Genomic DNA, 14,840 nt, shown 5'->3' on the forward strand with positions numbered 1-14,840 from the left:
GCATGCGGTCAGCCTGCCAGTTCGTCGTGAAAGGCGGATGACAGGCTGCGCCTGCCTCCGCCCGAGGTGATTACAGATCCAGGATCAGGCGAGCCGGATCTTCGATGGCGTCCTTGATGGCCACCAGCGACAGCACGGCTTCGCGGCCGTCGATGATGCGGTGGTCGTAGGACTGGGCCAGGTACATCATCGGGCGTACCACAACCTGGCCGTTTTCCACGACAGCGCGCTCTTTGGTAGCGTGCATGCCCAGGATGGCGGATTGCGGCGGGTTGATGATCGGGGTGGACATCATGGAACCGAAGGTACCGCCGTTGGAGATGGTGTAGGTACCGCCAGTCAGCTCGTCCACGGTCAGCTTGCCTTCCTGGGCGCGCTTGCCGAAGTCGGCGATCTGTTTTTCGATCTCGGCCAGGCTCAGCTGGTCGGCGTTGCGGATCACAGGTACCACCAGACCACGCGGGCTGCCTACGGCCACGCCGATGTCGAAGTAACCGTGGTAAATGATGTTGTTGCCGTCAACCGAGGCGTTCACGATCGGGTATTTCTTCAGCGCAGCCACCGCGGCTTTGACAAAGAAGCCCATGAAGCCCAGCTTCACGCCGTGCTCTTTCTCGAACTTGTCTTTGTACTTGTTGCGCAGGTCCATCAGCGGCTTCATGTTCACTTCGTTGAAAGTGGTCAGAATCGCGTTGGTTTGCTGCGACAGTACCAGACGCTCGGCCACGCGCTGGCGCAGACGGGACATCGGCACGCTCTGTTCCGGACGGCCGGAAGTCAGGGCGGCAGCGTTGATGGCCGGGGTGGACGCCAGGGCAACGCCGGCGGACGGGGCGGCAGCGGCGATCACCGGGCCGGACTGGGCCGGGGCAGCGGCCGGCTTGGCGGCAGCTACGTCCTCTTTCAGGATGCGACCGTCACGGCCGGAGCCGGCAACGTCGGCCAGGTTGACGCCGGTTTCGGCAGCCAGTTTGGCAGCGGACGGCATGGCAGCGCCGCCGGTAACGGCAGCTTGTACCGGGGCGGCAGCCGGTGCAGCGGCCGGGGCGGCAGCAGCAGCCGGGGCGCTGGCGCCAGCGGTGGCTTCGGTATCGATGTGGGCGATCAACTGACCGGAGGTCACGGTGGCGCCGTCTTGCTCAACGATTTTCACCAGTACACCTGCTTGCGGTGCCGGCAGTTCCAGCACCACTTTGTCGGTTTCCAGGTCGATCAGGTTTTCGTCGCGGGCAACGGCCTGGCCGACTTGCTTGTGCCAGGTCATCAGGGTGGCTTCGGACACGGATTCCGGCAGCTGGGGGACTTTGACTTCGATAATGGCCATTGTTCTTCTCCGTTATGGGGCGGCGTACTGCCGCCCCGTTCTTTGTGCAGGTGTTATTTGTTGATGGCGAACGCTTCTTCGACGAAGGCTTTGAGCTGCGCAACGTGCTTGCTCATGTAGCCTACGGCCGGGGAAGCCGACGACGGACGGCCAGCAAAGTCCAGGGTCTGCTTGGCTTGCAGCAGGCCTTCCAGACGGTGGCGGATCTGGTACCAGGCACCCTGGTTGCGCGGCTCTTCCTGCACCCACAGCAGTTCCTTCACGTGGGCAAACTGGGCCAGCTCGGCCTGCAGTTGCTCGGTCGGGAACGGGTACAGCTGTTCGATACGGATGATGGCCACGTCTTCTTCCAGACCGCGCTCTTTGCGGCCGTTCACCAGGTCGTAGTACACCTGGCCGGCGCACAGCAGCACGCGCTTCACTTTCTTCGGATCCTGGATCGAGGCATCGCCGATCACCGGACGGAAGCTGCCGTGGGTGATGGCGTCGATCGGGCTCATCGAGTCCTTGTAACGCAGCAGGCGCTTGGACAGGAAGATCACCAGCGGCTTGCGGAACGGGCGCAGTACCTGGCGACGCAGCATGTGGAACATCTGCGCGGCTTCGGACGGCATCACGATCTGCATATTGTGCTCGGCGCACAGCTGCAGCCAACGTTCCAGACGGGCGGACGAGTGCTCCGGGCCCTGGCCATCGTAGCCGTGCGGCAGGATGGTGGTCAGGCCGCACAGACGGCCCCACTTGGTTTCACCGGACGAGATGAACTGGTCGATAGCGACTTGGGCGCCGTTGGCGAAGTCGCCGAACTGGGCTTCCCAGATCACCAGCTTGTCCGGTGCCGAGCAGGCGTAGCCGTATTCGTAGGCCAGTACCGCTTCTTCGTTCAGGATGGAGTCGATCACCAGGAAGTCGCCCTGGTTGTCGCTCATGTGACGCAGCGGCACGTAAGCGCCCTGGTCCCAGCGTTCGCGGTTCTGGTCGTGTACCACGGCGTGGCGGTGCGAGAAGGTACCGCGGCCGGAGTCTTCACCGGAGATGCGCACACCGTAACCGTTGGTCACCAGGCTGGCGTAAGCCAAGGTCTCGGCCATACCCCAGTCCAGCGCCTGCTCGCCGCGGGCCATGGCCATGCGGGCTTCCATCACCTTCTTCACGGTGGGGTGCAGCTTGAAGTCGGCCGGTACGGCAGTGAACTTCTCGGCCAGACGCAGTACGTCGGCTTGCTGCAGGCTGGTATCGGTCGGGTGCGCCCAGTGGGTGCCGTGGTACTGGCTCCAGTCCAGCGCGTGTTCGCGGCGGTAGTTGGACAGTACGGTCTGCTCGACGTGTTCGCCTTTGTCCAGCGCGTCGCGGTAGGCGCGGATCAGGTCATCCGACGCTTCGGCCTTCAGCACGCCTTCGGCCACCAGACGCTGCGCGTACATGGCACGCACACCGGCGTGCTTGGCGATGCGCTTGTACATCATCGGCTGGGTCAGGAACGGATCGTCGCCTTCGTTGTGGCCCAGTTTGCGGTAGCACACCAGGTCGATAACCACGTCCTTCTTGAAGGTCATGCGGTAGTCCAGCGCAGCCTGCATCACGAAGCAGACGGCTTCCGGATCATCACCGTTAACGTGGAAGATCGGTGCTTCGATCATCTTGGCCACGTCGGTACAGTAGATGGTGGAACGCATGTCGCGGGTATCGGAGGTGGTGAAGCCGACCTGGTTGTTGATCACCAGGTGGATGGTACCGCCGGTACGGTAGCCGCGGGTCTGCGACAGGTTGAAGGTACCCTGGTTCACGCCCAGGCCGCCGAAAGCGGAGTCACCGTGGATCAGCAGCGGCACGACCGATTTGCCTTCGAAGTCCTTGCGACGTTCCTGACGGGCGCGTACCGAACCTTCCACTACCGGGTTCACGATTTCCAGGTGGGACGGGTTGAACGCCAGCGACACGTGCATCGGGCCGTGCGGGGTCGGGATGTCGGACGAGAAGCCCATGTGGTACTTCACGTCACCGGAGGCCAGCTCTTGGGCAGCCTTGCCTTCGAACTCGGCAAACAGGTCGCGCGGCAGCTTGCCCAGGGTGTTCACCAGCACGTTCAGACGGCCGCGGTGGGCCATGCCGATGATCAGTTCTTCCACGCCTTGCGCGGTACCGTTCTGGATCAGGTGGTCCAGCGCGGCGATGGCGGATTCGCCACCTTCCAGCGAGAAACGCTTCTGGCCAACGTAACGGGTGTGCAGGTAACGCTCCAGGGTCTCGGCAGCGGTAATCTGCTTCAGGATGCGCTGTTTCTTGTCGGCGTTGTAACGCGGGGTGGACAGCTCGCCTTCAAAGCGCTGCTGTACCCAGTGTTTTTCGGCCGAAGTGGTGATGTGCATGTACTCCACGCCCACATTGCCGCCGTAGGTCTGTTTCAGACGCGACAGGATGTCGGACAGGGGGAGCTTTTGCGGGCCAACCAGCGAACCGGTGTTGAACTGTACGGCCATGTCGGCGTCGGTCAGGCCGTGCTGGGCCGGATCGAGCTCGCGCAGGGTGGCTTGGTCCATGCGCTTGAGCGGGTCGAGGTTCGCCTGACGGGAACCCAGTACGCGCCAGGCAGAGATCAGCTTCAGTACGCCAACCTGCTTCTGCATGGATTCCCAGTTGGCCACATCGCTGCTGCGCTGGCCGGCAACCGGCTTCTTGGCCAGCTGGATGAACGATTCCTGGATGGGCTGGTGAGCGACATCACGCTCGGCGGCACCCGGTGTCATCGCCAGCTTGTCAAAGTACTCCCGCCATTCCCCCGGAACTGCGTTCGGATCAGCGAGATACTGTTCGTACAGTTCCTCGATGAACGGTGCATTACCACCAAACAGGTGGGAATGACTGTACATGGATTGCATCATTGGTTCGACCCTTTTGTCTGCGTTGCTGCTTTGCAAAAACCGTTTTGACAAAGAGGGAGGCGCACGATGCGGGCATCGCTTGTCTCCACCTTTGACAGAACGCTCTTGGCGCTGTCTTGTTATTGTTATGTCTACCGATACAGCTACTGCGGGGTGCGGCAAAAAGGTTGGCCGCACGGCGGCCAACCTTGGTTCAAGCAGCGATTAGCGCTTGTCTACGTCGATGTAGTCGCGGCGCTGGGCACCGGTGTACAGCTGACGCGGACGGCCGATCTTCATGCCCGGGTCGGAAATCATTTCGGCCCAGTGCGAGATCCAGCCCACGGTACGGGCCAGCGCGAAGATCGGGGTGAACATGGATACCGGAATACCGATCGCGGACAACACGATACCGGAGTAGAAGTCCACGTTCGGGTACAGCTTGCGCTCGATGAAGTACGGGTCTTCCAGCGCGATTTTTTCCAGCGCCATGGCCAGTTTGAACTTCGGGCTGTCCTGCAGGCCCAGTTCTTTCAGCACTTCGTCGCAGGTCTCTTTCATGATGGCGGCGCGCGGGTCCATGTTCTTGTACACGCGGTGGCCGAAGCCCATCAGTTTGTGCGTCTTGTTCTTCACGCCTTCCATGAACGCCGGTACGTTGTCCACGGAGCCGATTTCGTCCAGCATCTTCAGTACGGCTTCGTTGGCGCCACCGTGGGACGGGCCCCACAGGCAGGCGATACCGGCCGCGATACACGCGAACGGGTTGGCACCGGAGGAGCCAGCCAGACGGACGGTGGAGGTGGACGCGTTCTGCTCGTGGTCAGCGTGCAGGGTGAAGATGCGGTCCAGCGCACGAGCCAGAACCGGGTTCACCTTGTACTCTTCGCACGGGGTGGAGAACATCATGTGCAGGAAGTTCTCGGCGTAGGTCAGGCCGTTTTTCGGGTACGAGAACGGCAGGCCCTTGTTGTAGCGGTACGCCTGGGCAGCGATGTTCGGCAGCTTGGCGATCAGGCGGTGGGCCGAGATCTTGCGGTGTTCGGCGTTATTGATGTCCAGCGAGTCGTGGTAGAAGGCGGACAGTGCGCCTACCACACCCACCATCACGGCCATCGGGTGCGCGTCGCGGCGGAAGCCTTTGTAGAAGCTGATGATCTGGTCGTGCAGCATGTTGTGACGCATGATGCCGCGCTCGAACTCCTTGCGCTGCTCTGCGTTCGGCAGTTCGCCGTTCAGCAGCAGGTAGCACACTTCCAGATAGTCGCTCTTCTCGGCCAGTTGCTCGATGGGGTAGCCGCGGTAGTACAGCTGGCCCAGGTCACCGTCGATGAAGGTGATCTTGGATTCGCAGCTGGCGGTAGCCAGGAAGCCCGGGTCAAAGGTGAACATGCCGGTTTTGGAGAAAGCACGGATGTCTACAACATCGGGACCCAGGGTGCCCGGCAGTACCGGGAACTCCAGATTGTCCTTGCCTTCGTTGTAGCTGAGCGTCACTTTACGATTGTTTTCCACAGCAATACTCCCAGTTCAGTTTGTGGTCGTTGTAATGTGTTTTGCTGCTTTGCGGGGGCTTACGCCTTCCGCAGTATCCCGATGATATGTGTTAGCTCGGGGTCCTCGATTTCCGCTTTGCCATTGACGTAGTCCAGGAAATCGTTGTCCGGAAGCTCCAGACAACGCCTGTACGCCAACAGCTCGGCCTGGGTCAGCTGGTTGAACCCGTCGGCCAGAAAACGCTCCAGCACCAGGTCCAGTTCCAGCAAACCCCGGCGCGAGCGCCAGCGGATCCGCTTGATTTCAATCGGATCGATTTCGGTCATACGGCACGCTTGACCATCAGGTCTTTGATCTTGCCGATGGCCTTGGTCGGGTTCAGGCCCTTAGGACACACGTCCACGCAGTTCATGATGGTGTGGCAACGGAACAGGCGGTACGGGTCTTCCAGGTTGTCCAGACGCTCGTTGGTGGCGGTGTCGCGGGTATCCGCAATGAAGCGGTACGCCGCCAGCAGGCCGGCCGGGCCAACGAATTTGTCCGGGTTCCACCAGAACGACGGGCAGGAGGTAGAGCAGCTGGCACAGAGGATGCACTCGTACAGGCCATCCAGCTCCAGACGGTCCTGCGGCGATTGCAGGCGCTCTTTCTCCGGCGGCGGCGTGTCGTTAATGACATACGGCTTGATGGAGTGGTACTGCTTGAAGAACTGGGTCATGTCCACGATCAGGTCGCGGATAACCGGCAGACCCGGCAGCGGGCGCAGTTCGATCGGCTGTTTCAGGTCCTTGATGTCGGTCAGACAGGCCAGACCGTTCTTGCCGTTGATGTTCATGGCGTCGGAGCCACATACACCTTCACGGCAGGAACGACGGAACGACATGGAGTCGTCCTTGATCTTCAGCTTCACCAGGGCGTCCAGCAGTTTGCGGTCGGTCGCGTCGATCTCGACGCTGATGTCCTGCATGTACGGCTTGGCGTCCTTGTCCGGGTTGTAGCGATAAACGCGGAATTGCACGGTTTGCGTTGTCATCTGTCAGCGTCCCTTAGTACGAGCGAGTCTTGAGCGCGATGGTCTCGACGGTCAGCGGGTTCATGTTCACCGGCTTGTACTCCAGACGGTTGCCGTCACGGTGCCACAGGGTGTGCTTGAGCCAGTTCGTATCGTCGCGGCCGTTCGGGGTTTCGGCGGTATCCGGTGCGTCATCGCGCACGTGGGCACCACGGGACTCGGTACGGGCGTTGGCGGAGATCATGGTGGACTTGGCCACTTCGATCAGGTTTTCCAGTTCCAGCGCTTCGATGCGCGCGGTGTTGAACACCTTGGACTTGTCGTGGATCTGGGTCTTCTTGACCATGTCTTCCACTTCCAGGATTTTTTCCACACCCTGGGCCAGCATGTCCTTGAAGCGGAACACGCCGCAGTGGTTCTGCATGGTGCGCTGCATGGCGTTACGAGCTTCGCTGACTTCCACGCCGCCGGTCTGGTTGTCCAGACGGGCAACACGGGCCACCGAGCGTTCCACGTCGGCAGTAGCCAGCGCCGGCAGGTCAGCCGGCTGCTGCTTGATGAAGTCGATCATCGAGTTGGCCGAGCTCTTGCCGAATACCAGCAGGTCGAGCAGCGAGTTGGTACCCAGACGGTTGGCACCGTGTACGGACGCGCAGGCACATTCGCCGGCAGCGTAGAAGCCGTGTACCGGTTTGCCGTCCACGACCACTTCGCCGTGGTAGTTGGTCGGAATGCCGCCCATCTGGTAGTGGCAGGTCGGTACCACCGGGATCGGGGCCACGATCGGGTCCACACCGGCAAACTTGATGGAGATCTCGCGGATGCCCGGCAGCTTGGACTTGATCACTTCCGGATCCAGGTGCGTGATGTCCAGCAGCACGTGGTCCTTGTTCGGGCCGCAACCACGACCTTCGTTGATCTCGGTCACCATGGCGCGGGATACCACGTCGCGCGACGCCAGGTCTTTGGCGTTCGGCGCGTAGCGTTCCATGAAGCGTTCGCCGGCGCTATTGCGCAGGATACCGCCTTCACCACGTACACCTTCGGTGATCAGTACACCGGCACCGGCTACGCCGGTGGGGTGGAACTGCCAGAATTCCATGTCTTCCAGCGGGATGCCGGCGCGCGCCGCCATGCCCAGGCCGTCACCGGTGTTGATGAAGGCGTTGGTGGAAGAAGCGTAGATACGACCGGCACCGCCAGTGGCGAACAGGGTGGCCTTGGCCTGGAATACCACGATCTCGGAGGTTTCCATTTCCATGGCAACCACGCCTTGCACATTGCCGTCGGCGTCGCGGATCAGGTCCAGTGCCATCCACTCCACGAAGAAGTGGGTGTTGGCGCGCACGTTGCGCTGGTACAGCGCGTGCAGCATGGCGTGGCCGGTACGGTCGGCGGCAGCACAGGCGCGACGCACCGGCTTCTCGCCAAAGTTGGACATGTGGCCACCGAACGGGCGCTGGTAGATGGTGCCATCGTCGTTACGGTCGAACGGCATGCCGAAGTGTTCCAGCTCTACCACCACTTTCGGGGCTTCGCGGCACATGAATTCGATGGCGTCCTGGTCGCCCAGCCAGTCCGAACCTTTTACGGTGTCGTACATGTGCCAGTGCCAGTGATCCGGCTCGGAGTTACCCAGCGAAGCGGACACACCGCCCTGGGCTGCCACGGTGTGGGAACGTGTCGGGAAAACCTTGGACAGTACCGCGGTTTTCAGGCCGGCTTCGGACAGCTGCAGGGCAGCGCGCATACCGGCGCCACCGGCACCGACGATTACTGCGTCAAATCGACGAACGGGTACAGTCATTACAGCCCCCAAACAACCTTAAGCGAATAAATGAAACAGGAGACCAGCCACACTGCAGTGAACGAGTGCAGTGTCAGGCGCAGGCCTACCGGCTTGATGTAGTCCATCCACAGATCGCGGATGCCTACCCAGGCGTGCAGGAACAGGGCGATCAGGGTGGTCTGGGTCAGAACCTTCACCCAGGTAGCGCTGAACAGGGCTTTCCAGCCTTCGTAACCGGCCGGCATGGCCAGCAGGAACAGCACCAGCATGACGGTGTAGGCCAGCATGATCACGGCGGTAACCCGCTGCATGATCCAGTCGCGCAGGCCGTAATGAGCGCCAACGACGTTGCGGTTTACCATAGTGCAGCCCCCAGGATCACGGTCAGCGACAGGCTGACTACCAGCACCAGCTTGGCGGTAGCGCGGGCAGTCTGCAGTTCCAGACCTTTATGGATATCAAGAAACAGGAAACGGATGCCGGCGACGGCGTGGTGCAGGAATGCCCACAGGAAGCCGATCAGGATCAGTTTCATCAGGGGATGGGCAACTACAGCGCGGTAGCTGTCGAAGGTTTCTGCGGAACTGAGCGAGCCGCTCAGAAGATAGATCAGGAGTGGCAGCGAGAAAAACAGTGCCACACCGCTGATTCGGTGCATGATCGAGACGATGCCAGGAACCGGCAGCCTGATCTTGCCCAGATCTAAGTGCTTAGGTCGTTGCTTCTGCATAGAGCTTCCTTGGATGTGCATGTACCAAGTGGTTATACCCGGCCTGCGCCATGGTTGCGCAGACCATCGGAACGGGAGCCAAGCCGGCACTCCCACCCATCAAAACATGCTGCACCGTTGCTGCAGGTGCAACATATCCCTGTGATTCTATCAAAACCGCGACACTCGCGGTCGGCAAAGCGTCGGACAAAAGCCATTCGCCGCCCAAATCTGGTGCAAAATCAACCGTTTTCTTGCCGGGTCAAGCCGAATTTGTCGGTCAGGCACCAGCGTTCGCGCCATTCGGATGGCACGCCCTGCATGTCGCAAGACAGGCGCAGATACTGCAGCACCGGTACTTCGCCCTGCAGGCCCAGCAGCTGGACTTCTTCCCGCCCCGGCAAGATGGCGCGCCACTGTTCGGCCTCTACCCGCAGACGGGTACCGAAATGCTGCTGCAGCATCGCCCACACCCCCGGCATCTGGCGCAGCCAGCGCGTATCCACCGCGTCGAAACGCTCTACCGGCAACAGCACGTCATCCAGCGCCACCAGCTGCCCCTGCATGCGCCACAGCATGCGGATGCGGTGCATGGGCGCGCCGCGACGCACTTTCATCACTGCGGCCAACTCTTCGGACGCGTGCACGCGGGTCATGCCCAGAAACTCGCGCAGCAGCCGGTCCGGCTTTTCCGTCAGCAGCCCCGGCGACACCAGCGACATGCCGGCCCAGTCGTCCAGCGGCTCGGCTACAAACGTGCCCCTGCCCTGCTGCCGGTACAGCACCCCGTCCACCACCAGCTCGGACAAGGCTTTGCGTACCGTGCCCTGGCTGACATCAAACTGGTCTGCCAGGTCCCACTCGCTGGGCAACAGTTCGTTACTGGCCCACTCGCCCTCGGCGATGCGCTCCAGGATCTGGCGTTTTACCTGCTGGTAAAGCGGCAGCCGGCTAAGCGATTTTGCGTGCATTGGTTCTTTTTAACATCAAATAAAACAAGCGTAAAGGTTAGTCTTATATAAGACACAAGACAAGACCTTGCCATGCTGCGCTGCCATATTGCCGGGGATACCCACAAAGCGGAGTTTGCGTGCTACACTCACTGCCAGTATTGCAAAGCAGCATGCGCAAACTAGAGCATGCGCGGCGCATCACATCGCCAAGTCCAAAGGAGAGTACATCGATGAAAGCCCCCGTTCGCGTTGCCGTTACTGGTGCAGCTGGTCAGATTGGTTACAGCCTGTTGTTCCGCATTGCCAGTGGCGAAATGCTGGGTAAAGACCAGCCGGTCATCCTGCAACTGCTGGACCTGCCGCAAGCACAGACCGCAGTAAAAGGCGTGATGATGGAGCTGGAAGACTGCGCCTTCCCGCTGCTGGCCGGCATGATCGCTACCGACGACCCGGAAGTGGCTTTCAAGGATGTACAAGTTGCCCTGCTGGTTGGCGCCCGTCCGCGCAGCAAAGGCATGGAGCGTAAAGACCTGCTGACCGCCAACGCCGAGATCTTCACCGTACAAGGCGCCGCCCTGAACAAAGTGGCCGACCGCAACGTGAAAGTACTGGTAGTAGGCAACCCGGCCAACACCAACGCTTACATCGCCATGAAGTCTGCCCCGGACCTGAACCCGAACAACTTCACCGCCATGTTGCGCCTGGACCACAACCGCGCACTGTCGCAAATTGCCGCCAAAACCGGCAAGGCCGTGGCCGACATCGAAAAACTGGCCGTATGGGGCAACCACTCCCCGACCATGTACGCCGACTACCGCTACGCCACCATCAACGGCGAATCGGTAAAAGACATGATCAACGACCACGAATGGAACCGTGACGTCTTCCTGCCGACCGTGGGCAAACGTGGCGCCGCCATCATCGAAGCGCGTGGCCTGTCGTCCGCTGCTTCCGCTGCCAACGCCGCCATCGACCACATCCGCGACTGGGTACTGGGCACCAACGGCAAGTGGGTGACCATGGGTATTCCGTCCGACGGCTCCTACGGCATTCCGAAAGACGTGATGTTCGGCTTCCCGGTTACCTGCGAAAACGGCCAGTACACCATCGTACAAGGCCTGGAAATCGACGAATTCAGCCGTGAACGCATCAACGTCACCCTGAACGAACTGGAAGAAGAGCGCGCCGGCGTGGCCCACCTGCTGGGCTAAGCCGTTGTGCTGAAAGCCAAAAGCGCACCGCAAGGTGCGCTTTTTGTCTTTGATAAAATACTGAAACACCCTGCTTAATCCTGCTCTTTTGGAGGTCGCACCACCATGATTGAAGCCGAAGTACTCAATCAAATTCAGGCCCAGATCAACGATCTGACTACCCGCAACACTGACATCCGGGGGTATCTTTGACTACGACGGTAAAAAAGACCGTCTGGAAGAAGTAAGCCGCCTCACCGAAGACCCCGATGTCTGGAACGACCCCAAAAAAGCCCAGGACCTGGGCCGCGAGCGCAAGCAGCTGGAAGACGTGGTACTGGTGATCGAAGGCATCGCCAACACCCTGGCCGACTGCGGCGAGCTGTTTGAAATGGGCAAGGCCGAAGACGACGATGACACCATCCTGGCCGTAAAAGCCGACCTGGACAGCGTGGAAGAAAAGCTGGGCAAGCTGGAATTCCGCCGCATGTTCCACGACCCGATGGACCCGAACAACTGCTTCCTGGACATCCAGGCCGGCGCCGGCGGTACCGAGGCGCAAGACTGGGCAGGCATGCTGCTGCGCATGTACGTGCGCTTTGCCGAACGCAAGGGCTTCAAGGTGGAAATCCTGGAAGAATCCGAAGGCGAAGTGGCCGGCATCAGCAGCGCCACCATCAAGATCGAAGGCGAATACGCCTACGGCCTGTTGCGTACCGAAGTGGGCGTACACCGCCTGGTACGCGTGTCGCCGTTCGACTCCAACGCGCGCCGCCACACCTCGTTCAGCTCCGTGTTCGTGTACCCGGAAGTGGACGACAGCTTCGAAATCACCATCAACCCGGCCGACGTGCGCACCGACACCTACCGCGCCAGCGGTGCCGGCGGTCAGCACATCAACAAGACCGACTCCGCCGTACGCCTGACCCACATTCCTACCGGCATCGTGGTGCAGTGCCAGAACGACCGCTCGCAACACCGCAACCGCGACGAAGCCTGGCAAATGCTGCGCGCCAAACTGTACGAGCGCGAGCTGAAACTGCGTAACGAAGCCAAACAGTCGCTGGAAGACAGCAAGACCGACGTGGGTTGGGGTCACCAGATCCGCTCCTACGTCTTCGACCAGTCGCGCATCAAAGACCTGCGCACCAGCTACGAAGTGGGCAACATCAAGGGCGTGATGGACGGCGACCTTGACGGCTTTATCGAAGCCAGCCTGAAACAGGGCGTGTAAGCCGCGCGCCCGGCGCAAGATACCAAAGGTTGGCCGCACGACAGGCGGCCAACCTCCAACATCAATGGAGATCCCCATGTCGGAACAAGCATCCAGCCTGTTGCAGCAGGACGAAAACCACATCATGGCCGAGCGCCGCGAAAAGCTGAAAGCCATTCGCGAAGCCGGCGTGGCCTTCCCTAACGACTTCAAGCGCGAACACCTCAGCGGTGACCTGCACGCCGCCTACAACGACAAGAGCAAGGAAGAACTGGAGCCGCTGAACATCCAGGTAGCCGTTGCCGGCCGCATGATGCTCAAGCGCGTGATGGGCAAGGCCAGCTTTGCCACCATCCAGGACGTGAAGGGCCAGATCCAGCTGTACATCAACGACCAGGGCGTTGGCGCCGACACCCACGCTGCGTTCAAGCACTGGGACATGGGCGACATCCTGTCCGCCAAAGGCACCCTGTTCAAGACCAACAAGGGCGAGCTGTCGGTGAACGTGACCGAACTGCGCCTGCTGTCCAAATCGCTGCGCCCGCTGCCGGACAAGTTCCACGGCATGACCGACCAGGAACAGAAATACCGCCAGCGCTACGTCGACCTGATCATGAGCGACGAAAGCCGCAACACCTTCATCAAGCGCTCCAAGATCGTACAGACCGTACGTGAAGTGATGGTGGGCGAAGGCTACCTAGAAGTGGAAACCCCGATGATGCACCCCATCCCGGGCGGCGCCGCAGCCAAGCCGTTTGTTACCCACCACAACGCCCTGGACATGCCGCTGTACCTGCGCATCGCCCCGGAGCTGTACCTGAAACGCCTGGTGGTAGGCGGCCTGGAGCGCGTGTTCGAGATCAACCGCAACTTCCGTAACGAGGGGATGAGCACCCGCCACAACCCCGAGTTCACCATGATCGAGTTCTACGAAGCCTACAGCGACTACCAGCGCATGATGGAGATGACCGAAAACATCATCCGCCAATGTGCCATCGCCGCGACCGGCGCCACCACCGTCACCTACGGCGGCAAGGAAGTGGACCTCGGCAAACCGTTTGACCGCTTCACCATCGTGGGCGCCATCAAGCACTACAACCCGGAATACACCGACGCCCAACTGGCCGACGCCGACTGGGTGGCCGCCGAGATCAAGCGCCTGGGTGGCAAGCTGCCGCCGGCACCGGGCTTGGGCAGCCTGCAACTGGCGCTGTTCGAAGAATGCGCCGAAGGCAAGCTGTGGAACCCGACGTTCATCATCGACTACCCGGTGGAAGTATCGCCGCTGGCACGCGGCTCCGACGCCGACGCCAGCATCACCGAGCGCTTCGAGCTGTTCATCGTGGGCCGCGAACACGCCAACGGCTACTCCGAGTTGAATGACCCGGAAGACCAGGCTAACCGCTTCCTGTCCCAGGTAGCCCAGAAAGACGCCGGCGACGACGAAGCCATGCACTTCGACGCCGACTACATCCGCGCCATGGAATACGGCCTGCCGCCGACCGGCGGCTGCGGCATCGGCATCGACCGCCTGGTGATGCTGCTGACCGACGCCCCGTCCATCCGCGACGTCATCCTGTTCCCGCAGATGCGCCACGAAGCCTAAGCGTTTCGCACCGGTAACCGCCCAACCCCGCCTCGCCCCGCGCGATGCGGGTTTTTTCGTGCCCAGCTTTTGCTATGGCAAACCACCTACTCGCAGCGAAAAGTAACAAGTAGCCCGGATAAGGCGCAGCCGCATCCGGGGAACAGCCGGATACCCAAGGTTGGCCGCATTCTGTCTGATGACCAAGTGACCGTACCAAGACAATCAACCCCGGATGCGCCGTTAGTTTATCCGGGCTACGGGCTACGGGCTAAGTTCTTCGATTTGGGAAGGTAATTCCCAATCCTCACCACAGAGCCAATCAACTCTCTCGGAAGTGTCGTCATTGTAAATGTTGATCGGCAATTGATGCTCCTAGAAACTTAACGTGAAGCTCAGGGGCGCTGCGCGGCTTTATCACGCGGCGTCCCTTGGAGCGTAGTGTTAGAACGGATTTTATTCATTTGGTGTGTTCACCGCAGAAGCATTGGGACTGTGGCAAGCGCGACGGAAAAAAAAGGCGCCATGAAGAGTGCGATTGCAAAATGCTTGCTCGGAGAAGGCGGGAATAATCGAAGACGTTGATTTTCGGAACGTGGGGCTCTAATAAACATGACCAACACAATTCCCAGGCTCATGGCAAGTGAAACAAAAATTGCAAAGTAGGTTACTAGGCAAAGTAATGTGCTTAGAACGAATAGCAATGC

At 60.6% G+C, this 14,840-nt stretch carries 12 protein-coding genes; 3 read left to right on the plus strand and 9 right to left on the minus strand.

The window, feature by feature from the left end; genetic code table 11:
- Positions 1–70 precede the first annotated feature (70 nt).
- The 9 genes from odhB to ACK4FZ_RS09780 all read right to left on the minus strand — a co-directional run bounded on the left by odhB (position 71) and on the right by ACK4FZ_RS09780 (position 10,163).
- Positions 71–1,324, minus strand: a complete 1,254-nt coding sequence (odhB, locus tag ACK4FZ_RS09740; protein WP_144371959.1) for a 2-oxoglutarate dehydrogenase complex dihydrolipoyllysine-residue succinyltransferase — start codon at positions 1,322–1,324, stop codon at positions 71–73.
- Between the two features lie 53 nt (positions 1,325–1,377).
- Positions 1,378–4,206 carry a 2-oxoglutarate dehydrogenase E1 component gene (locus ACK4FZ_RS09745; RefSeq protein WP_409820290.1) on the minus strand — a complete coding sequence of 943 codons (2,829 nt, stop codon included), beginning with the start codon at positions 4,204–4,206 and terminating at the stop codon, positions 1,378–1,380.
- A 204-nt stretch (positions 4,207–4,410) separates the two neighbouring features.
- Positions 4,411–5,700, minus strand: a complete 1,290-nt coding sequence (gltA, locus tag ACK4FZ_RS09750; RefSeq protein WP_144371962.1) for a citrate synthase — start codon at positions 5,698–5,700, stop codon at positions 4,411–4,413.
- A 59-nt stretch (positions 5,701–5,759) separates the two neighbouring features.
- Positions 5,760–6,008, minus strand: a complete 249-nt coding sequence (locus ACK4FZ_RS09755) for a succinate dehydrogenase assembly factor 2 (protein WP_144371964.1) — start codon at positions 6,006–6,008, stop codon at positions 5,760–5,762.
- On the minus strand, positions 6,005–6,715 hold the full coding sequence (locus ACK4FZ_RS09760; RefSeq protein WP_144371965.1) for a succinate dehydrogenase iron-sulfur subunit: 711 nt from the start codon (positions 6,713–6,715) through the stop codon (positions 6,005–6,007). Before ACK4FZ_RS09760 ends, ACK4FZ_RS09755 begins: the two co-directional genes overlap by 4 nt.
- A gap of 13 nt (positions 6,716–6,728) precedes the next feature.
- Positions 6,729–8,501, minus strand: a complete 1,773-nt coding sequence (gene sdhA, locus ACK4FZ_RS09765; RefSeq protein ID WP_409820293.1) for a succinate dehydrogenase flavoprotein subunit — start codon at positions 8,499–8,501, stop codon at positions 6,729–6,731.
- A complete protein-coding gene (gene sdhD, locus ACK4FZ_RS09770) occupies positions 8,501–8,845 on the minus strand; it encodes a succinate dehydrogenase, hydrophobic membrane anchor protein (protein WP_144371969.1) in 345 nt (114 codons plus the stop codon). The genes sdhA and sdhD overlap by 1 nt, the downstream gene beginning before the upstream one ends.
- Positions 8,839–9,213 (minus strand): succinate dehydrogenase, cytochrome b556 subunit, encoded by a 375-nt coding sequence (gene sdhC / locus ACK4FZ_RS09775; RefSeq protein ID WP_409820295.1) that lies wholly within the window; start codon positions 9,211–9,213, stop codon positions 8,839–8,841. Before sdhC ends, sdhD begins: the two co-directional genes overlap by 7 nt.
- 221 nt (positions 9,214–9,434) lie before the next feature.
- Positions 9,435–10,163: a GntR family transcriptional regulator gene (locus tag ACK4FZ_RS09780; protein WP_409820297.1), complete on the minus strand. Its 729-nt coding sequence runs from the start codon at positions 10,161–10,163 to the stop codon at positions 9,435–9,437.
- Between the two features lie 212 nt (positions 10,164–10,375).
- On the opposite strand from ACK4FZ_RS09780, the gene ACK4FZ_RS09785 reads away from it, so the two are divergent.
- The 3 genes from ACK4FZ_RS09785 (at position 10,376) to lysS (ending at position 14,154) form a co-directional block, all read left to right on the plus strand.
- A complete protein-coding gene (locus ACK4FZ_RS09785) occupies positions 10,376–11,356 on the plus strand; it encodes a malate dehydrogenase (protein ID WP_144371972.1) in 981 nt (326 codons plus the stop codon).
- Between the two features lie 108 nt (positions 11,357–11,464).
- A protein-coding gene (gene prfB, locus ACK4FZ_RS09790; RefSeq protein ID WP_144371986.1) for a peptide chain release factor 2 occupies positions 11,465–12,569 on the plus strand; the annotation gives its coding sequence in 2 pieces (ribosomal slippage) (positions 11,465–11,545 and positions 11,547–12,569; 1,104 coding nt in all).
- A 76-nt stretch (positions 12,570–12,645) separates the two neighbouring features.
- Entirely contained in the window at positions 12,646–14,154 is a 1,509-nt protein-coding gene (gene lysS, locus ACK4FZ_RS09795; RefSeq protein ID WP_409820299.1) for a lysine--tRNA ligase, read from the plus strand.
- Positions 14,155–14,840 lie beyond the last annotated feature (686 nt).

The organism is Vogesella sp., from assembly GCF_046297735.1.
Lineage (GTDB): Bacteria > Pseudomonadota > Gammaproteobacteria > Burkholderiales > Chromobacteriaceae > Vogesella > Vogesella urethralis.

Coding starts and splice junctions, on each gene's coding strand:
- ACK4FZ_RS09745 (WP_409820290.1), bottom strand. CDS start 4,206: ATGATGCAATCCATGTACAGTCATTCCCACCTGTTTGGTGGTAATGCA.
- ACK4FZ_RS09785 (WP_144371972.1), top strand. CDS start 10,376: ATGAAAGCCCCCGTTCGCGTTGCCGTTACTGGTGCAGCTGGTCAGATT.
- sdhD (WP_144371969.1), bottom strand. CDS start 8,845: ATGGTAAACCGCAACGTCGTTGGCGCTCATTACGGCCTGCGCGACTGG.
- sdhC (WP_409820295.1), bottom strand. CDS start 9,213: ATGCAGAAGCAACGACCTAAGCACTTAGATCTGGGCAAGATCAGGCTG.
- lysS (WP_409820299.1), top strand. CDS start 12,646: ATGTCGGAACAAGCATCCAGCCTGTTGCAGCAGGACGAAAACCACATC.
- odhB (WP_144371959.1), bottom strand. CDS start 1,324: ATGGCCATTATCGAAGTCAAAGTCCCCCAGCTGCCGGAATCCGTGTCC.
- sdhA (WP_409820293.1), bottom strand. CDS start 8,501: ATGACTGTACCCGTTCGTCGATTTGACGCAGTAATCGTCGGTGCCGGT.
- ACK4FZ_RS09760 (WP_144371965.1), bottom strand. CDS start 6,715: ATGACAACGCAAACCGTGCAATTCCGCGTTTATCGCTACAACCCGGAC.
- ACK4FZ_RS09755 (WP_144371964.1), bottom strand. CDS start 6,008: ATGACCGAAATCGATCCGATTGAAATCAAGCGGATCCGCTGGCGCTCG.
- ACK4FZ_RS09780 (WP_409820297.1), bottom strand. CDS start 10,163: ATGCACGCAAAATCGCTTAGCCGGCTGCCGCTTTACCAGCAGGTAAAA.